Origin of the sequence: Pantoea stewartii (assembly GCF_011044475.1) — a bacterium.
Classification (GTDB): domain Bacteria; phylum Pseudomonadota; class Gammaproteobacteria; order Enterobacterales; family Enterobacteriaceae; genus Pantoea; species Pantoea stewartii.
Genome location: NZ_CP049115.1, coordinates 1,269,887 through 1,288,285 on the forward strand (window position 1 = coordinate 1,269,887; position 18,399 = coordinate 1,288,285).

An 18,399-nucleotide genomic window follows, 5' to 3' on the forward strand; every position below is an offset into this window, starting at 1 on the left:
ATTGTGCATCATTTAGTTTTGTATTTTGATCAGGGGAAGCACTTCATGCCATTGTCGCGGGCGCTGATACGCCAGGCAACTTATCCTCGTCGCATCGCGTGGAAGAGCGCGATTGTTGGTAGTTTGTTTTTCTTGTTGTTAACGTCTGTTTTGCTTATTCAGACCCAGCACCATCGCAAGCAACAACACAAGCAGTTGCTCATCGACAGCAGCACCGATTTTCAGCACAGCGTGAACGCCCTTATTTCAGATACCCTCATTCCGCTGCTTCCCTTAGTTAAGTCTGAATGCTACATCGTTAATCACGAATTAACCGCGCGTGCAGCCTTTGCGGGTGACATACGCGCCATTATCCTGGTTAAAGACGGTAATGCCTTTTGCTCCTCGGCGACGGGCAGTTTCTTTCAGCCGCTCAGCGCGCTCTCACCGCGCACCGATCCTACACGTGAACGGGATATTCGTTTACTGCCCGGAACGCCAATGCAGCCAACAAAACCGGCGCTGGCGATCTGGATCAAACAACCCGGTACCCAGCAGTCAGGCCTGTTTGTCACGCTGAATGTCAGCCTGTCACCTTATCAACTCAAAGCGTCATCTCACCCCGAAATTACCGGTATCGCGTTACTTGCGCATAATACTGCCCTGACAAGCTGGCAGCCCACGCTGGTGCGAAATCACCTGATCCCCTCACCCCTTATGCAGACGCCAATGGACGGATTGCCGTTTCAGTTTGCACTTTATGGTTCAACCTTATCGGCGAGCGACTACCAAACGATCATGCTGATTAGCCTGTTGTTTGCGTTAATTGTCAGCGGGATGAGCTGGGTGCTACTGTCCCGGGTGCGCCGTCCCGGTAAAGAAATCACGATGGGCATTCGACGTGGCGAGTTTCATGTTGAATATCAGCCCATCATCACAGCAGCAGACAGGCAATCTTACGGCATTGAGGCGCTGCTTCGCTGGACGCACCCATCAGGCGAAGCAATCTCACCCGACATTTTTATCAGTTATGCCGAAGCGCAAAACCAAATCATTCCCCTGACCCGGCACCTTTTTGAGCTGGTTGCACGTGATGCACATCTACTGCGCCACACGCTGCCGAAAGGAACCTGCATCAGTCTGAATATTTCGCCGCTGCATCTGGGTGCCTGCAGCTTTCGCGATGATGTGCTGTACTGGCAAGACAGCATGCCGCACGATCACTTTCAGTACGTTTTTGAGATTACTGAACGTGCTGTGGTGGAAAACAGTAACGCGGCCGCACTGTTTAACTGGCTTCATCAGCGCGGAATTAAAATTGCGGTAGATGATTTCGGTACCGGGCACAGTGCATTAATCTATCTTGAAAAGTATGCGTTTGATTATCTGAAGATTGACCGTGGGTTTGTTCAAAGTATTGGCACCGAAACAATTACCTCGCCCGTACTGGATACAGTCTTACAGCTGTCAAAGAAACTGAATCTGATGAGCGTGGCGGAAGGCGTTGAGACGGATGAGCAGGCAAGCTGGCTGATCAACCGTGGCGTGACACATTTGCAGGGCTATCTGTTTAGCCGCCCGCTACCGCCCGAACAGGTCAAGGCGTTCTTTCTGCGCCAGACCAGCCAGTCCATCAGCCTGTAACACCGCTGCGGTGTCAAAACGTTCAGGAGACCGCCCTCTTTATGCCGTTCCGCTATGTTGTTTTGCTGCTGTGCTGCTGGTTGACCAGCCCGCTGCACGCCAGCCCGGTGCAGGTCAGTTACACATTTGCTCAGTTGGGCACGCCGAAGTATGCCGTGGACTTTCATCATTACGACTATGTGAACCCTGACGCGCCGAAGGGCGGCAAAATTGTTCAGGCTGTGCCCGGCACCTACGACAATTTCAACCGCTACGCATCGCGCGGCAATCCGGCGGCGGGCACCGGCACACTGTATGACAGCTTATTTACCACGTCGGATGATGAACCCGGCAGTTACTATCCGCTGATTGCCGAATCCGCCCGTCATCCCGCTGATTTTCGCTGGATGGAGATCACCCTTAACCCGCGTGCGCGATTTCACGATGGCTCTGCCATTACCGCTGAGGATGTCGCGTTTACGTTTCACACATTCATGACCGAAGGCGTGCCCCAGTTTCGTCTCTATTATCGCGGCGTGACGATGGAGGCGGTTAATCGTCTGACGGTGCGTATTACGTTACCGGCACCCGACAAAGATTTGATGCTGAGCTTACTATCGCTGCCGGTGATATCGCATACCTTCTGGCAGAATAAAAAGTTTAACGAACCGCTCAGTCAGCCTCCTCTGTCGAGCGGACCTTACCGCATCAGCCGCTGGAAGCTGGGCCAGTTTATTGAGTACAGTCGCGTGAAGGACTACTGGGCAGCTGATTTGCCGGTCAACCGCGGTCGCTTTAATTTTGACGTCATGCGTTACGACTATTACCTGGATGACAACGTGGCGTTTGAGGCGTTTAAGGCCGGCGCTTTCGACCTGCGAGAAGAGACGTCCGCGAAAAAATGGGCAACGCAGTACCGTGGCCGTCACTTTGACGATCAGCAGATTGTGAAAGAATCTATGCCCAATACCGCGTCAATTGATACGCGCTGGCTGGCGCTCAATAACCAAAAACCCCTGTTTCAGGATCGACGGGTACGCCAGGCGATGGCGCTGGCCTTTGATTTTGAATGGATGAATAAAACGCTGTTCTATCATGCCTTTAAACGTACCAGCAGCTATTTCCAGAATACAAACTATGCTGCAAAGGGCCAACCTGATGCCGCACAGCAACGGCTACTCACCCCTTTCCGTGCGCAGTTACCGCCGGACATCTTTACCGACGCCTGGGCACCCCCGACAACCCATGGCAGCGGTTACGATCGCACGAACCTGCTTAAAGCCATGTCCCTGCTGAACCAGGCTGGCTGGCATGTTAAAAACCAACGCCTGGTGAACGATAAGAACGGAAAACCCTTTACGGCAGAGCTGCTGTTGCCCGGTGGCACCAACAGCGAATGGGCCCTTCCCTATCAGCATAACCTTTCCCGCCTGGGGATCACTTTAACGCTGCGTCAGATTGACAGCTCTCAGTATCTGCGTCGCCTGCGCAGCGGCGACTATGATATGGTCAGCACGGTGTATCTCGCGATGCCAACGCCCTCACGTAACCTGCAGGCTAGCTGGCAGTCGGACTATATTCAGTCCTCGTGGAACAGCGCCAGGGTTCAGGATCCCGTCGTTGATCACTTCGTTAAAGCGATTGTCGACCATCAGGGTGATGCCGACGCCTTGCTGCCACTGGGGCAGGCGCTGGACCGCATTTTGCTGTGGAATGCGTACATGATCCCGATGTGGTACAGCGCCGACCAGCGCCTTGCCTTTTGGAATAAATTTTCCCATCCTGCGAGGAAACCTGATTACAGTACGGGACTGGATAACTGGTGGTATGACGTCAGTAAAGCCGGCCGCCTGCCCGCTAACCGACGCTGAGGACATCCTGTGGCAATGTACTTTTTTCGCCGACTGTTACTGATCATTCCGACCTTGTGGGCCATTATCACACTCAACTTTTTCATTGTGCAGATCGCGCCCGGCGGTCCGGTTGATCAGGCGCTGGCGAACATTCAGTTTGGCCAGACCAGCGGCATGCCCGGCGCAGGCGGCGCTGACAGCAGCGGAACGCGGGCCAGCCTGAACCGCTCAACGCCTGGCGATAATCAGTATCGCGGCGCACGTGGTCTGGACCCGGAAGTGATCGCCGAAATTGAAAAGCGTTACGGTTTCGACAAACCCATCGGGCAGCGCTATCTTTCGATGCTGTGGAACTACCTGCGCTTTGACTTTGGTGACAGCCTCTTTCGCAGTGCGTCTGTGTTGCAACTGATTAAAGAGAGTTTACCGGTATCCATCAGCCTCGGCCTGTGGAGCACACTGATTATCTATCTGGTGTCGATTCCGTTAGGGATAAAAAAGGCCGTGCGGAATGGTAGCCCGTTTGATATCTGGAGCAGCACGTTCATCATCATTGGCTACTCGGTGCCCGCTTTTCTGTTCGGTATTATGCTGATAGTCCTGTTTGCCGGCGGCAGCTATTTCGACTGGTTTCCCCTGCGCGGGCTGACCTCGCCGCAGTTTGCTACCCTGCCCTGGTACGGCAAGGTGGGGGATTATCTCTGGCATATTGCGCTTCCGGTGCTGGCTACGGTCATTGGCGGTTTTGCTACTTTAACCATGCTGACCAAAAATGCGTTTCTTGATGAGATTCGCAAACATTACGTCGTCACCGCCCGGGCTAAGGGGGTTTCCGAGCGCCGTATCCTGTACCACCACGTGTTCCGCAATGCGATGCTGCTGGTAATAGCCAGCTTCCCCGCCACCTTTATCAGTATGTTTTTTACCAGCTCGGTCCTGATTGAGGTGATGTTCTCGCTGAATGGTTTAGGTCTGCTGGGATTTGATGCCACCGTCCAGCGGGATTATCCGGTGATGTTTGGTACCCTGTATATTTTCACCCTGATTGGGTTGCTGATGAATATCCTGAGTGATTTGACCTACACGCTGGTTGATCCTCGTATCGATTTTGAGAGGCGATAATGCAGATTTCGCGTTTAAACCAGCAACGCTGGCAGCGCTTCCGGCATCATCGACGCGGCTACTGGTCGCTGTGGATTTTTCTGTTTATCTTTGTTCTTTCCCTGTGTGCCGAGCTGGTTGCCAACGACAAGCCGCTGCTGGTGCACTATCAGCACCGCTGGTACGCGCCCCTGTTTTTTAACTACAGCGAAACTGACTTCGGCGGCGACTTTGCGACGGCAGCCGATTATCAGGATCCCTGGCTGCAACAGCGGCTGGAAAAAGCGGGTTGGGCGCTCTGGGCACCCATTCGCTTTGGAGCCAATACCCTCAATTTTGCGTCACAGGTGCCTTTCCCTTCACCTCCCTCGCGACAAAACTGGCTGGGTACTGACGCCAACGGTGGCGACGTGCTGGCGCGGTTGCTGTACGGTCTGCGTATTTCGCTTCTGTTCGGTCTGCTGCTTACGCTGTTTTCCAGCGTCATCGGTATCGTCATTGGCGCAATACAGGGCTACTTTGGCGGCAGAACAGATCTGATAGGACAACGACTTACAGAAGTCTGGTCCGGTATGCCTTCGCTGTTTTTACTGATTCTGCTGTCCAGCGTGGTTCAGCCCAGCTTCTGGTGGCTGCTGCTGGTGACCGTGCTGTTTGGCTGGATGAGCCTGGTCAGCGTGGTCCGAGCCGAATTTTTGCGTACCCGCAACTTTGACTATATTCGCGCGGCGCAGGCGCTGGGCGTCAACGACACACGCATCATGCTGCGGCATATGCTGCCGAATGCGATGGTCGCTACGCTGACCTTTCTGCCTTTTATTCTGTGCGGGTCGATTACCACGCTGACGTCCCTCGATTTTCTAGGTTTTGGCTTGCCCATCGGTTCGCCTTCGCTGGGTGAACTGCTGCTGCAGGGAAAAAATAATTTGCAGGCACCGTGGCTGGGTTTATCTGGCTTTTTTACGCTGGCGATACTGCTGTCGCTGCTGATTTTCATTGGTGAAGCCGTACGCGACGCCTTCGATCCCAGTAAAGGAGTCTGAATGGACGCGCCACTGCTTGCCGTTAATCACCTTTCCATCGCCTTTCGTCAGGGCAAAGAGCTGCATCAGGTCGTGAAGGATGTTTCACTGTGCGTTGAGGCGGGAGAAACGCTGGCGCTGGTAGGCGAATCCGGCTCGGGTAAAAGCGTCACGGCCCTGTCAGTCATGCGGCTCCTGCATGAGGCCGCCGTCGTCTATCCGCAGGGAGAGATTCTGTTCGCCGGTGAGAACCTGTTAACGGCTTCAGAGCAGCGCCTTCGCGGACTGCGTGGCAACCAAATGGCGATGATTTTTCAGGAACCCATGGTTTCTCTCAATCCGCTGCACAGCATCGAAAAACAGCTGTACGAAGTTCTGTCTTTGCATCGCGGGCTGCGGCGGGAAGCGGCACGGGCAGAGATTATTCGCTGTCTGGATCGCGTCGGTATTCGCCAGCCCGCCTCGCGACTCAATGATTTTCCGCACCAGCTCTCCGGCGGTGAACGCCAGCGCGTCATGATCGCCATGGCGCTGCTCACACAACCGAAGCTGTTGATTGCCGATGAACCGACGACCGCACTGGATGTCACGGTACAGGCGCAAATCCTTACCCTGCTGCGTGAACTGCAACAGGAACTGAATATGGGGATGCTGTTTATTACGCATAACCTGAACATCGTTCGTCAACTGGCGGATAACGTGAGCGTCATGCGCGCCGGTCAGGTGGTGGAGCACAACCGCAGCGCGGTTTTGCTTCGTCAGCCGCAGCACGCTTACACTCAGCAACTCCTTGCGGCCAATCCGGAAGGCCGCGCCGTGCCGCTCGCGGCCGAATCTCCTGTGATGCTGAACGTGGCGCATTTGCGCGTCACTTTCCCCCTGCATCAGGGGCTGTTTAAGCGTAAAACGGGCGAAAAGATTGCCGTCAACTCGATCAGTTTTCGCCTGAAACGCGGGGAAAGCCTGGGGCTGGTGGGCGAATCCGGTTCGGGGAAAAGCACCACCGGGCTGGCCCTGCTGCGACTGATAGCCGCTCAGGGCGAAGTCTGGTTTGATCATCAGCCGCTGCATCAACTGTCACGTAAACAGCTGTTGCCGCTTCGCCGCCGTATTCAGGTAGTGTTTCAGGATCCTGACTCTGCGCTTAATCCACGCATGACCGTCCTGCAAATTATCGCCGAAGGGCTGGCGGTGCATTTTCCGCAGTTGAGTGCGGCACAGCAGGAAGAGCGGGTTATCGCGGTGATGGCAGAAGTCGGGCTGGACACGGAGAGCCGCCATCGTTATCCGGCAGAGTTTTCGGGCGGACAGCGGCAGCGAATCGCTATTGCACGCGCACTGATTCTGGAGCCTGAACTGCTGTTGCTGGATGAACCCACATCATCGCTGGATCGCTCGGTCCAAAAACAGATTCTGGATCTGCTGCGTGGGCTGCAACAGCAACGTCAGCTCAGCTATGTGTTTATCAGCCACGATCTGGAGGTGGTTCGCTCGCTCTGCCATCAGCTGATCGTCCTGCGACAGGGAGAGGTGGTGGAACAAGGTGACTGTGAAACGTTATTCGCCGCCCCACAGCAAGCCTATACTCGCGAGCTGCTCAGGTCAGTGGCGCTCAGCGACCAATAAAGGTCTCCGCAATCGCAACGCCCTGGTTTTTCAGACAGCAGTTAGTGGCGCTTTCATCACAACGGCGGATAAAAAGACAGGGTTGCCCTTCGCACTCGGCAATTTTGCCATCGACCTGAATGGCGGTCAGCATGTCTTTCAGTTCATGCAAAATCTCCCAGGCGGGCACGCCATCATGGCTTATCAGACGAAGCGCGATAACATCGTGCTCTTCTGAATCCGTATCGTCAGTCTCAATCACGCTATGACGATCGCTCAACCAGCGAAACCGCTGGGGTAAACGATGCACCACCGAAAGTTGCAACATAGTGATCAGTATCTCCAGAGAATGCAGCCAATTCACCACCAACGGTATCAGCATCGCGCGCCGAACCTGTCATGCGCGTTATCTGCCAAATTGCGAGTTGAATCTCATTTTGGGCTATATGTACCGCGTTTAATGATAACTAACAATCATTTTAGACCCAATGTGATTACTTTATTTGCTATTTTTTTTCACAAATAAGAAACATTATTGTCTTTGCAGGTCAGGACAGGCGACAGCGAAGGCTGCCGCCTGCTTAGCGGGCGGCAGAATGCGGACGTGACGCGTAGAGAAAGAGCGCAACGGAGAGCGTTGCACAGAGCGCAATGGTGCCCACCATAGGCCAGGCACTGTTAAAGCTGAACAGAGAGAGCAGCGCACCGGCCAGTGCGCCTACGCCGAAACGTAGCGTGCCCGCCAGTGAAGACGCCGTACCGGCCATGTGCGGAAATTCATCCAGAATTACCGCCATGGCATTTGATGACACCATGGACACACAGCCGATAAACATGGCGATACCGAAGACCAGCGGCAAAAACCCCAGATCAAACGCGCTGACCACCAGCAACCAGATGCCCATCGCAAACTGCACCAGTAACCCAAAACGGAACAGGGTGACAGGGCCAAAACGGCGCACCGCGCGGCTGTTAATCAGGGTCATGATGAACAAAAACACGATATTCAGGCCAAAATAATAGCCAAAGCTTTGCGGCGAAATATGATTGAGCTCGATGTAAACAAACGGGCCCGCATTGAGAAAGGTAAACAGTCCCGCAAAGGAGAACCCGCTCGACAGCATATAGCTGAACGCCCGTTTATGGCGAAATAAAGCCACAAAATTCCCTAGCGTCGTGCGCAGATGAAAACGCTGGCGCTGCGCAGGCTTCAGCGTTTCCCGAATCTGGGTCGCGACCAGAACGGTGGTAATCAGCGCGGCTATCGAGAGTGTCCAGAAAATGGCGTGCCAGCTCCAGAGCAACAGCAGCCAGCCACCGATAATGGGGGCCAGCAGCGGCGCAATGGTGGTGATTAACATCACGAAGGACATCATGCGCGAAAACTCCTCTTTCGAGTAGCTGTCGCGCATCAGGGCATTTATCACGACACTGGCAGCCGCAGCGGACAGGCCGTGCAAAAAACGCATCGCGATAAGCTGTTCTATTGACTGAGAAAGCGCGCAGGCTGCCGCCGCACAGGCAAATATCAGGGTGCCCAGCGTTATCACCGGTTTGCGACCATAGCTGTCGGCCAGCGGACCGTAGATCAACTGCCCAATGGCGAACCCCAGAATATAAAGATTGAGCGTCATCTGTACGCTGCCTGCGGATACCGCAAACTGACGCGCAATTTGTGGCATGGCAGGCAGATACATATCTATCGACAATGGCATCAACATCGCTAACAGGCCGAGAATGATCACCAACCCCATTGGCGAATTTTTTTCCTTGCGCACCGGCTTTCTCGCTATTTCTGTTTCAGTTCGTCAGGCAAGCCAATGCTGGCTATCTCTTCTTCTGTTAACGGGCGGTATTCTCCCGGTTCCAGGTCCTCGTCCAGGACGATGGCGCCAATGCGCTCACGGTGTAACTCCACCACCCGATTCCCCACGGCGGCGAACATGCGTTTGACCTGGTGATAGCGCCCTTCGCTGATCGTCAGCAGGACTTCCGTCGGTGTGATGATCTCAAGCTGTGCGGGTTTGGTCAGGCTCTTTTCGTTATGCAGTTGTACGCCTGCACTGAACTGCGCAGCGGTATCGTCGCTTACCGGCGCTTCAAGCGTCACACGGTAGGTTTTCTCACAATGGTGACGCGGTGAAGTGATACGGTGCGACCACTGTCCGTCGTCCGTCAGCAGCACTAATCCGGTCGTATCGATATCCAACCGGCCTGCGGCGTGCAGTTTGAATGCCATCGGTTCTTCGATGAAATAGACGATGGTAGGATGATCGGGATCGTCCGTGGAGCAGACATAGCCCTGCGGTTTATTCAGCATGAAATAGCGCGGCCCGGTCTGCATCTGAAGCACGTTGCCGTCATACTCGACCTCGTGATCGGGCTGGAGTTTGAATGCGGTATCGCGTACCACCTCACCATTAACGGTGACACGTTGACCACGGATTTCGCGTCCGGCGATAGCACGGCTGATTTCCAGTTGCTGAGAAATGAATTTGTCGAGTCGCATGAATGTGTTTTGCCTGTTACTGCGGAGGGAAACTAAAACGGCGTTATTAACCGTTGAAAAAGTCTGGGAAGTATAGCCTGAACGGCGTCTCTCTGACAGCGCGTTTATAGACGATTCGTGGCATAATTGCAGCAGGTTTTCCAAAAGTGAGCAGCATGTCTTTTACTTTACGTCCCTATCAACAGGAAGCGGTAGATGCCACCGTCGCCCACTTCCGGCGTCATCATGACCCTGCCGTGATAGTGCTGCCCACCGGGGCCGGAAAAAGCCTGGTGATCGCGGAACTGGCACGCCTGGCCCGCGGCCGGGTGCTGGTGCTGGCGCATGTCAAAGAGCTGGTGGCGCAAAATCACAGCAAATATCAGGCTTACGGCCTGGAGGCTGATATCTTTGCGGCAGGCTTACAGCGCAAAGAGAGCCAGCGAAAAGTCGTGTTTGGCAGCGTGCAGTCCGTTGCGCGAAACCTCAGCCTGTTTGACAGCGCCTTTTCGCTGGTGATCGTGGATGAGTGTCACCGCATTGGTGACGACAAAGAGAGCCAGTATCAACAGATTTTTACGCATCTGCGTCAGCACAATCCCAACCTGCGTTTACTGGGCTTAACGGCCACACCGTTCCGTCTGGGCAAGGGCTGGATCTACCGTTTTCATTATCACGGAATGGTGCGTGGCGACGAAAAAGCCCTGTTCCGCGACTGCATCTATGAACTGCCCCTGCGCTATATGATTAAGCACCAGTTTCTGGTGCCCCCTGAACGGCTGGATATGCCGGTCGTGCAGTATGATTTCAGCCGCCTGACCGCGCAGGCGAATGGCCTGTTTAGCGAAGCCGATCTGAACCGGGAACTCAAACAGCAGCAGCGTATTACCCCACAGATCATTCGTCAGGTTGTGGAATTTGCCGACGATCGCCAGGGCGTGATGATTTTTGCTTCCACGGTCGAACACGCACGGGAAATTCTGAGCCTGCTGCCGGAAAACAGCGCGCTGGTCTCGGCGGAAACCCATGCCAAAGACCGCGATGCCCTGATCGCCGCCTTTAAAGCCCAGCAGCTTAAATTTCTGGTGAACGTCGCCGTGTTAACGACCGGCTTCGATGCGCCGCATGTGGACCTGATTGCCATCCTGCGTCCCACGGAATCGGTCAGCCTGTATCAACAGATTGTGGGGCGTGGTCTGCGCTTGTCTCCCGGCAAGAAGGACTGCCTGATTCTGGACTATGCCGGTAATCCCCACGATTTGTTTACGCCCGAAGTGGGGACGCCAAAAGGGAAAAGCGACAATCAGCCCGTGCAGGTGTTTTGCCCTGCCTGCGGTTTCGCCAACACCTTCTGGGGCAAAGCCACAAGCGATGGCATGGTGATTGAGCACTTCGGCCGGCAATGCCAGGGTGTTTTAGAGGACGACGAGGGCGAGCGTGAACAGTGCGACTACCGTTTCCGCTTTAAAAACTGCCCGGAGTGCAACGCAGAGAACGACATTGCTGCGCGTCGCTGCCGCGAATGCGACATGATTCTGGTCGATCCTGACGATATGCTCAAAGCCGCCCTGAAACTGAAAGATGCCCGGGTTCTGCGCTGCGGTGGCATGACCCTGGAACAGGGCCGCGATGAAAAAGGCGAATGGCTCAACGCCACCTACTTTGATGAAGACGGCACCAGCGTCAGCGAGCGCTTTCGCCTGCAAACCCCTGCACAGCGCAAGGCCTTCGAACAGCTCTTTATGCGCCCCCACCAGCGCGCACCCGGCGTGCCGTTGGGTTGGCAAACCGCCGCCGATGTGCTGGCCTTACAGCCGCTGCTGCGTCATCCCGATTTTGTTGTGGCGCGCGCCAAAGGCCGCTTCTGGCAGATTCGCGAGAAGCTGTTTGACTATCAGGGCCGTTTCCGCCGGGCCAATGAACTCCGCTAGGTCGTATTAGCGTTTGCCCCGGTGGGGGATTACGGCTATAATGCCGCCCGCTTTTGCATGTGCATCAGCGGTGTTGAATAACCCTTCTGTTACTGGGTCGCCTGTAGCAGAAATTATAAAGAGACGTATTAATGTTCACTATCAATGCAGTAGAACGTAAAGAGCAGGGTAAGGGTGCGAGCCGCCGCCTGCGCGCAGCAAACCGTTTCCCGGCCATCATCTATGGTGGTTCAGAAGCGGCTGTTTCTATCGACCTTGACCACGACCAGGTAATGAACCTGCAAGCGAAGCCAGGCTTCTACGAAGAAGTTCTGACGCTGGTTGTTGATGGTAAAGAAACCAAAGTTAAAGTGCAGGCTGTTCAGCGTCACCCGTTCAAGCCAAAACTGCACCACATCGACTTCGTTCGCGCTTAATCGCCGGGTGAGTTGAAAGTAGAAGGGCCGGTTGCGAAACCGGCCCTTTTATTTTGTCTGCGGTCAGCCGGAACGCCGTGTCCGGCTCGCCATTACTTACTGCTGGTTCGGCGCTGTAGCTGTTCGCGCAGGTTGGGCGGCGTGCCCTTGATGGTCAGGGTATCCGTCACCGGGTCCCAGAAAATGCGCTCGCCAAGCAGCATGGCATCAAAATTTAGCGTCAGCCCCCCGCCGCTCCCGGCAAATTTGGTTAACTGACGTAAGGTGCTGCGGTCGGCCGGGAAATGTTCTTCCAGTTCATAGCCCTGCTCCTGGGTAAAGGCTTCAAACGTTTTATCCCCCAGCGGTGGCAGTTCACCAGACAGCGCCTTCAGCGCAATCTCTTCGCCTGCCTGAAGTTGCTCATTACAGTAGCTGTAAACCTGCTGGCGATAATTTTGCCGCTCATTTTTATCCAGATTCGACTCGTCACAATAATCATCTACCGCCTGTAACAGGCCACGGTTTTGTGCTTTGGTATCCAGGCCGACTTCCGCGCCCAGGAAATCCATAAAGAAATCGGCCACTTTGCGCCCGACCCGGCCGCGCAAAAAAGTCAGGTAACGGGTGGATTCCGGATTGGTTTCCCATTCGGTGAGATCGATACGTGCCACGATATCCGCATGATTGATATCCAGATAGTGTGTGCTACTGATATCCATTTGTTCGTTGACGCGCATACTGGACTGGCTGTTCAATACCGCCACCAGTAAATACTCTACCGCCAGGTAACGATACTGAATAAACAGCACCACGCCGCCTTCTGCAAAGGGATACTTTGCCAGTTCATCACGCAGGCGTCCGGTCGCCGCCCGGCTAAAGGCGAGGAAATCATCATGTCCTTTGCGGCAGTTACGCAGCGCCTCGGCCAGTTCGCTTTCCGCATTAAACAGCCCGTAAGCTTTACTCTTCGCACTGTAAACACGGTGCAACTCTTCCGCCATTGCTTCGACCGTGCTGGTGGCTGGCAGTAACGAATCACGCAACACCAGCTCTAGCTGATTTTCATCACGTTTAATTAACTGATGCAAGGCAATCTGGTCGATATCCAGACTCATGGTAAACTCCTCCTGGTAGCACAGGCGCGTATTCAAACACCGCCAGCAGCAGCTTTCAACTCTCTGCATAACGCAGACCGGATGCTTTCGATAAATTTGCGGAAAAAAGTGCGTTGTTCCGGTACTATATCGCCTTTTGAGACGAGATAAGTTTTCGCTATGCCACAATCATCCCGTTACAGCGACCAACGCGTTGAACAACTCCTCGCGGAAATGGCGCAGGTTTTGCAAAAAGACCAGGCTCCCACCGATCTCTCCCTGATGGTTCTGGGGAACATGGTAACCAACCTGATTAACAGCGATGTTGCGCCTGCGCAACGCCGCGCTCTGGCTCGTTCTTTTGCTGATGCGCTACAGGCGTCGGTAGACGACAGTACTCATTAATTTGCCGGTCTGACGTAAAACTATGGTAACCAACCGACAGCGCTACCGCGAAAAAGTCTCCCAGATGATTAGCTGGGGACACTGGTTTGCTCTGTTTAATATCTTTTTCGCGCTCATTTTGGGTAGCCGCTATTTGTTGGTTGCCGACTGGCCTGCGTCCCTGGCGGGACGTATCTATGCGTACAGCAGTTGGATTGGCCACTTCAGCTTTATTGTCTTTGCCGCCTATTTACTGATTATTTTTCCGCTGACGTTCGTCGTTATGTCGCAACGTCTGATGCGGGTCCTGTCGTCGGTGGTGGCCACGGCAGGGCTGACACTGCTGATGGTCGACAGCGCGGTATTTAACCGTTTCCATCTTCACCTTAATCCGGTGGTGTGGGAACTGGTGATCAATCCTGATCAAAGTGAGATGGCGCGCGACTGGCAGTTGATGTTTATCGGCGTGCCGCTGATTTTTCTGGTGGAAATTTTGTTTGCCACCTGGAGCTGGCAGAAGCTACGTAGCCTGAACCGCCGCTCTTTTGGCAAACCGCTGGCGGCCCTGTTTATCTGCGCCTTCTTTGCCAGCCACCTGATGTATATCTGGGCGGACGCCAACTTCTACCGCCCTATTACTATGCAACGCGCCAATCTGCCGCTCTCCTACCCGATGACCGCGCGACGTTTCCTGGAGCGCCACGGCTTACTGGATGCGCAGGAATATCAACGCCGCCTGGTACAGCAAGGCGATCCCGAAGCGGCGGCCGTGCAGTATCCGCTGAGCGATATCACCTTTGCGGATAAAGGTACGCGCGATAACCTGTTAGTGATCACGGTGGATGGCCTGAACAGCGCCAACACCGACACGGCGCTGCCCGCGCTAGGCGCGTTTGCCCGTCAGAACGTGCGTTTCACGCAGCACTTCAGCGCAGGGGATAACGCTGAAAGGGGGCTGTTTGGCCTGTTCTACGGTATTTCACCCAGTTATATGAACGGCGTGCTGGCGCAACGTACGCCTTCTGCCCTGCTGACGGCGCTGAGTACGCAGGGCTATCAGTTTGGTTTGTTCTCTTCTGACGGCTTCAACCAGCCGTTGTACCGTCAGGCGCTGTTGTCAGATTACTCGCTGCCTGCCAGCGGCGATCAGCCCAATGCCAGCACCGTATCGCAATGGCAAAACTGGCTGAGCACGCAAAAAGTTGACGGCACGCCATGGTTCTCCTGGCTGGCCCTGAACGGACCGGATATCAGCGGCAACAATGACAAAACCCGCCAGCGCAGCTATCTGCGCCAGGCACCGGCACTAAATGAACAGATTCAGGCGATCCTCACTACGCTACAGCAGCGTGATTTGCTGAAAAACACCGTGGTCGTGATTACTGCACAGCACGGTATCGCGCTGGAGGGCGATCCGGATAACGAGGGAAATCGCCAAAACCTGCAGGTGCCGCTGGTGATTCACTGGCCGGACACGCCCGCACAGACGGTGACGCGCCTTTCCGATCATCAGGACGTGATGGTGACGCTGATGCAGCGCTTGCTGCATGTGCGAACGAATCCGGTGAATTATGCGCAGGGTGAAGATCTGTTTGCGGCACAGCGCCGTCATGACTGGGTGACCAGTAGCGAAGACAATAAGCTGGTCATCACCACGCCGAAAGTCACGCTGGTGCTCAACAATAACGGTAGCTATCGCGCCTACGACGCAGACGGCAATACGTTGAAGGATCATAAACCCGAGCTGGCGCTGTTGTTGCAGGTGCTCACAGAAGAGAAGCGTTTTATCGCTAACTGATTAATAATAAGGCAGTTAGGCGTTGGAACGCTTGCATTCGTGCTGATAATCAGTAGACTAGCTCTCCAAAGTTCGGCACGTAGCGCAGCCTGGTAGCGCACTGTCATGGGGTGTCAGGGGTCGGAGGTTCAAATCCTCTCGTGCCGACCAAATTACCCTTAAAAAGCAGCCTTTTACGGCTGCTTTTTTTTTGCCTGCGATTTGCGATGGTAAAACAATGGTAAAATGATGGTAAAACTCGCCCTCATTTCACCACTGGCAGGTCTGCAAAGCGGGTCGTGTAAGCAGGTGAAAGCATCTCACGCTTCATTGACCAGGACTTCTCTATTCCCTGCCCCGCAAAAAATAAATTAGCCTTGCCGCTCTGGTTGAGCCCATCAACAACACGCATTAAAGCTTCGCTATTGGGCTGCGGGCGGTATTCATCAAAAAGATTGAGCTGAGATACTCCCTGGCTGAAAAAGTCGCCCAGCATCACTCCTGCTTTCATATAGCGATGACCGTCGAGCCATATCTGATCCAGAGCGTCCATAGCCACCCTGATAATGTCGCGGGTATCGTTAGAAGGTGTCAGTAACTTTCCAGCGGCCTGATTGCCATAAAATACTTCTCCCTCTGCGTGTGGGCTGGTTCGCACAAATACAGCTATCTGTTTACAGTACTGCCTTTCCTTCCTCAGCTTTTCAGCAGCGCGTTCTGCAAAAGCGCAGACGGCCTGACGCATATCCATGTATTCGGTGATACGTGATCCAAATGAACGTGAGCACACTATCTGCTGTTTGGTCGGTGCAAATTCTTCCAGCTCTAAACAGGGCTCTCCACGAAGCTCCCTGACGGTACGCTCAAGCACTACGTTGAAGTGTTTTCGGATGATGTATGTACTCTGCTCAGAGAGGTCTTTGGCTGTAGTGATACCCATGGCATTAAGTTTTTTACTGATGCGCCGCCCAACGCCCCATACGTCCTCCACCGGTACCAGAGCGAGTAATTTTTTCTGACGGTCGATATTCGAAAGATCGAGGACACCGCCTGTCTTGGTCCATTTTTTGGCCGCATGGTTTGCCAGCTTTGCCAGCGTTTTGGTCTGCGCGATGCCAACGCCAACTGTCAGGTGAGTTTCCTGTTTAACCCTGGCGCGCACCTTTCGCCCTAAATCTTCAAGTGATGTCAGGCGCTGCATGCCATCCAGGCACATGAACGCCTCATCAATTGAATAAATCTCCACAGCCGGGCACATGTCCTCCAGTGTCGTCATGACGCGGTTACTCATATCGGCGTAGAGCGCATAATTGGAACTGAAAACCTCCACACCATGACGTCTGAACTCATTCTTCAGCTTGAAATAAGGTGCCCCCATGGGTATCTGCAATGCTTTGGCTTCCGCTGAACGGGCAATCACACAACCATCGTTGTTGCTCAGAACCACTACTGGCTTGCCACGCAGGTCAGGCCTGAAAACCGTTTCGCAACTGGCGTAAAAAGAATTAACGTCAACCAGGGCGAACATCAGAAGCCACCGTTTGGATTGAAAACCTGAAACACGCGGTCCTCACCTTCAGACGTTGAGATGTCACGAAAAGTGGTTGTATGGGTTTCGATCCACTTGTTGGCGGCGCGTAGTGTGTAATGCCAGTTAAGGCGGTCAAGCTCGCGTACAAAGTCGAGTGTGCTGAGTGTGTAACGCCCCTGGCTGTCACGCTTAATAGCCTGGCGAAAGGCAATCATGATTTCATAGTCACGGGGCATTTATCTACCCTCCGTTTTTACTGTATATAATTACAGTAATATCAACATATGAATTTGATCAAGCCGCTGCGGTTGAGATATTTGTAAAGTTACTGGCGGGAAAGGGATTTTATTTTGCAGGGGGCTCGGCGGGTGACTAAGCTTTAATCACCCACCCCGTAAACCTGCTCAGAGAGGAACGGAAATTTTATTGCCCGGTCGCCCGGGCTTTTTTCAGGCATCCAGTCCGTCAATCGCCTTCATCCTATTCTGAAGTTCAGAGATTACACTGTCCTGCATGCTTACTTTTGCACTGAGCTCTTTGACGGCCTCTATCAGCAATGCAACCGGCCCCGCATAGTCAACAGTGAGATAAGATTCTTCAGTTGATTTTCCAGTGGGTAACCAGTTCTCATCGAGAATCGGGGTTAATTTTGTGTTTTTCGTGACTACATCGGGAAGTACTTCGATAAGCTCCTGAGCGATGACACCAGCAGACGTGGTCTGACTGTCGTTAAGTACAAATGTATAGCCATTGATTTGCTGAACCTTTTCTAAAGCACCCTCAATCTTTTTGATTTTTGACTTCTTGTTCCTGTCTGATGTCTGATTGAGAGCTACACAGGTAACGTTGCCCGGCACAGAAAAATCGCCATTTGAGGCAAATGTTGAGTATTTGGGAGTTCCGTTAACGTTTGTGGCGACTGTAATTGAGCCGGAATTTTCCTGATAAACACGCGCAAAGGGAACATTATTTCCCTGACCGGCCATAAAAGTGATAAAGCAAGGCCAGCCACCAGACGGGTTTGTCGAACGAATATTGAGATTATTGCCCTCTATGTTTACGCCACCAGTAATTACGCCACCCGTCTTGCCGTCGATGGTACTAAACCTGGAGTCTGTCTGAGATGCTACAGTTTTACCAACATCGCCACTCTTGAGCGTGCTCGAATACTGTTTTGCCATATATCCCCAGCTTGGTCCGGTGAACGTCGTTCTGTCCGGCCGAATTACATCTACGGACTGCGCATCACTGTAAATCTTCTGCCAGTTCTGAAAGTCCAGAATTCGGCCACGTGCCACGCTGGCAAAGTCATTGAGGATTTTTTGGGTGATAGCAACCTGCAAAGATGCGGGTACAGCATTCCAGGCTAATCCGCTGGTAGTCGGGCCGTCGAACGCTACAGCAAGGGTAAGTTGTGTGTCTGATGTGATGTTTGCAGCCACCAGCGTGTATGGTGCGCCCCCTACCGTGACGTAAACGAAATCGCCCGTCTTCAGCTCTGTAGTAAAGCTGGTACCGCTCCCGTTTACTGTGGTTGAGTTATTCGTTAATGCGATAGTTCCTGCTGGCATGGGTTTCTCCGGGCAATAAAAAACCCGCATTTAAGCGGGTTC

16 protein-coding genes and 1 tRNA gene are annotated in these 18,399 nt (G+C 53.7%); 10 read left to right on the plus strand and 7 right to left on the minus strand.

Annotated features, from left to right (window positions below; translation table 11 throughout):
* Positions 1 to 45 precede the first annotated feature (45 nt).
* Genes G5574_RS06000 through yejF form a run of 5 tightly spaced genes read left to right on the plus strand, consistent with a single transcriptional unit; the run spans position 46 to position 7,204 of the window.
* Entirely contained in the window at positions 46 to 1,623 is a 1,578-nt protein-coding gene (locus tag G5574_RS06000) for a cyclic di-GMP phosphodiesterase (protein WP_033740578.1), read from the plus strand.
* Positions 1,624 to 1,664: 41 nt separating this feature from the next.
* A complete protein-coding gene (locus G5574_RS06005; RefSeq protein ID WP_164482247.1) occupies positions 1,665 to 3,473 on the plus strand; it encodes an extracellular solute-binding protein in 1,809 nt (602 codons plus the stop codon).
* Between the two features lie 9 nt (positions 3,474 to 3,482).
* Entirely contained in the window at positions 3,483 to 4,577 is a 1,095-nt protein-coding gene (locus tag G5574_RS06010) for a microcin C ABC transporter permease YejB (protein WP_033740582.1), read from the plus strand.
* Entirely contained in the window at positions 4,577 to 5,599 is a 1,023-nt protein-coding gene (locus G5574_RS06015; protein WP_033740584.1) for an ABC transporter permease, read from the plus strand. Before G5574_RS06010 ends, G5574_RS06015 begins: the two co-directional genes overlap by 1 nt.
* Entirely contained in the window at positions 5,600 to 7,204 is a 1,605-nt protein-coding gene (gene yejF / locus G5574_RS06020; RefSeq protein ID WP_164482248.1) for a microcin C ABC transporter ATP-binding protein YejF, read from the plus strand.
* On the opposite strand, the gene G5574_RS06025 is transcribed toward yejF, so the two are convergent.
* The 3 genes from G5574_RS06025 to rsuA all read right to left on the minus strand — a co-directional run bounded on the left by G5574_RS06025 (position 7,191) and on the right by rsuA (position 9,692).
* A complete protein-coding gene (locus tag G5574_RS06025) occupies positions 7,191 to 7,511 on the minus strand; it encodes a YejG family protein (RefSeq protein WP_033740957.1) in 321 nt (106 codons plus the stop codon). The genes yejF and G5574_RS06025 overlap by 14 nt on opposite strands.
* Positions 7,512 to 7,764: 253 nt before the next feature.
* Positions 7,765 to 8,961, minus strand: coding sequence for a Bcr/CflA family multidrug efflux MFS transporter (locus G5574_RS06030; RefSeq protein ID WP_006119971.1), 1,197 nt, complete (start codon positions 8,959 to 8,961; stop codon positions 7,765 to 7,767).
* An 11-nt stretch (positions 8,962 to 8,972) separates the two neighbouring features.
* A complete protein-coding gene (gene rsuA, locus G5574_RS06035) occupies positions 8,973 to 9,692 on the minus strand; it encodes a 16S rRNA pseudouridine(516) synthase RsuA (protein WP_033740587.1) in 720 nt (239 codons plus the stop codon).
* A gap of 155 nt (positions 9,693 to 9,847) precedes the next feature.
* On the opposite strand from rsuA, the gene radD reads away from it, so the two are divergent.
* Together radD and rplY are read left to right on the plus strand one after the other, a co-directional pair.
* Positions 9,848 to 11,602 carry a DNA repair helicase RadD gene (gene radD, locus G5574_RS06040; RefSeq protein WP_164482249.1) on the plus strand — a complete coding sequence of 585 codons (1,755 nt, stop codon included), beginning with the start codon at positions 9,848 to 9,850 and terminating at the stop codon, positions 11,600 to 11,602.
* Positions 11,603 to 11,733: 131 nt separating this feature from the next.
* Positions 11,734 to 12,018, plus strand: a complete 285-nt coding sequence (gene rplY, locus G5574_RS06045; RefSeq protein WP_006119974.1) for a 50S ribosomal protein L25 — start codon at positions 11,734 to 11,736, stop codon at positions 12,016 to 12,018.
* 92 nt (positions 12,019 to 12,110) lie between these two features.
* Here the strand turns inward: rplY and yejK are convergent, their stop codons facing one another.
* Positions 12,111 to 13,115, minus strand: a complete 1,005-nt coding sequence (yejK, locus tag G5574_RS06050; RefSeq protein ID WP_033740589.1) for a nucleoid-associated protein YejK — start codon at positions 13,113 to 13,115, stop codon at positions 12,111 to 12,113.
* 159 nt (positions 13,116 to 13,274) lie between these two features.
* Between yejK and G5574_RS06055 the strand changes: the two genes are divergently transcribed.
* From G5574_RS06055 to G5574_RS06065, 3 genes are all read left to right on the plus strand, one after another.
* On the plus strand, positions 13,275 to 13,499 hold the full coding sequence (locus G5574_RS06055) for a YejL family protein (RefSeq protein ID WP_006119976.1): 225 nt from the start codon (positions 13,275 to 13,277) through the stop codon (positions 13,497 to 13,499).
* A 22-nt stretch (positions 13,500 to 13,521) separates the two neighbouring features.
* On the plus strand, positions 13,522 to 15,276 hold the full coding sequence (gene yejM / locus G5574_RS06060; RefSeq protein WP_058708435.1) for an LPS biosynthesis-modulating metalloenzyme YejM: 1,755 nt from the start codon (positions 13,522 to 13,524) through the stop codon (positions 15,274 to 15,276).
* A 73-nt stretch (positions 15,277 to 15,349) separates the two neighbouring features.
* Positions 15,350 to 15,426: transfer RNA gene (locus G5574_RS06065), tRNA-Pro, on the plus strand.
* A gap of 94 nt (positions 15,427 to 15,520) precedes the next feature.
* Here the strand turns inward: G5574_RS06065 and umuC are convergent.
* The 3 genes from umuC to G5574_RS06080 all read right to left on the minus strand — a co-directional run bounded on the left by umuC (position 15,521) and on the right by G5574_RS06080 (position 18,357).
* A complete protein-coding gene (gene umuC / locus G5574_RS06070; RefSeq protein WP_164482250.1) occupies positions 15,521 to 16,783 on the minus strand; it encodes a translesion error-prone DNA polymerase V subunit UmuC in 1,263 nt (420 codons plus the stop codon).
* Positions 16,783 to 17,022, minus strand: a complete 240-nt coding sequence (locus tag G5574_RS06075) for a DNA polymerase V (protein WP_164482251.1) — start codon at positions 17,020 to 17,022, stop codon at positions 16,783 to 16,785. The genes umuC and G5574_RS06075 overlap by 1 nt, the downstream gene beginning before the upstream one ends.
* Positions 17,023 to 17,235: 213 nt before the next feature.
* The gene (locus G5574_RS06080) at positions 17,236 to 18,357 is read right to left on the minus strand and encodes a tail fiber domain-containing protein (RefSeq protein WP_164482252.1); all 1,122 of its coding nucleotides are present in this window, start codon (positions 18,355 to 18,357) and stop codon (positions 17,236 to 17,238) included.
* Positions 18,358 to 18,399: the final 42 nt, after the last annotated feature.

What these genes read in the sequence shown, in the direction of transcription:
- umuC (WP_164482250.1), bottom strand. Translation starts at nt 16,783, where the DNA reads ATGTTCGCCCTGGTTGACGTTAATTCTTTTTACGCCAGTTGCGAAACG.
- radD (WP_164482249.1), top strand. Translation starts at nt 9,848, where the DNA reads ATGTCTTTTACTTTACGTCCCTATCAACAGGAAGCGGTAGATGCCACC.
- G5574_RS06075 (WP_164482251.1), bottom strand. Translation starts at nt 17,022, where the DNA reads ATGCCCCGTGACTATGAAATCATGATTGCCTTTCGCCAGGCTATTAAG.
- G5574_RS06015 (WP_033740584.1), top strand. Translation starts at nt 4,577, where the DNA reads ATGCAGATTTCGCGTTTAAACCAGCAACGCTGGCAGCGCTTCCGGCAT.
- yejF (WP_164482248.1), top strand. Translation starts at nt 5,600, where the DNA reads ATGGACGCGCCACTGCTTGCCGTTAATCACCTTTCCATCGCCTTTCGT.
- rsuA (WP_033740587.1), bottom strand. Translation starts at nt 9,692, where the DNA reads ATGCGACTCGACAAATTCATTTCTCAGCAACTGGAAATCAGCCGTGCT.
- yejM (WP_058708435.1), top strand. Translation starts at nt 13,522, where the DNA reads ATGGTAACCAACCGACAGCGCTACCGCGAAAAAGTCTCCCAGATGATT.
- G5574_RS06080 (WP_164482252.1), bottom strand. Translation starts at nt 18,357, where the DNA reads ATGCCAGCAGGAACTATCGCATTAACGAATAACTCAACCACAGTAAAC.
- G5574_RS06025 (WP_033740957.1), bottom strand. Translation starts at nt 7,511, where the DNA reads ATGTTGCAACTTTCGGTGGTGCATCGTTTACCCCAGCGGTTTCGCTGG.
- rplY (WP_006119974.1), top strand. Translation starts at nt 11,734, where the DNA reads ATGTTCACTATCAATGCAGTAGAACGTAAAGAGCAGGGTAAGGGTGCG.
- G5574_RS06005 (WP_164482247.1), top strand. Translation starts at nt 1,665, where the DNA reads ATGCCGTTCCGCTATGTTGTTTTGCTGCTGTGCTGCTGGTTGACCAGC.
- yejK (WP_033740589.1), bottom strand. Translation starts at nt 13,115, where the DNA reads ATGAGTCTGGATATCGACCAGATTGCCTTGCATCAGTTAATTAAACGT.
- G5574_RS06055 (WP_006119976.1), top strand. Translation starts at nt 13,275, where the DNA reads ATGCCACAATCATCCCGTTACAGCGACCAACGCGTTGAACAACTCCTC.
- G5574_RS06000 (WP_033740578.1), top strand. Translation starts at nt 46, where the DNA reads ATGCCATTGTCGCGGGCGCTGATACGCCAGGCAACTTATCCTCGTCGC.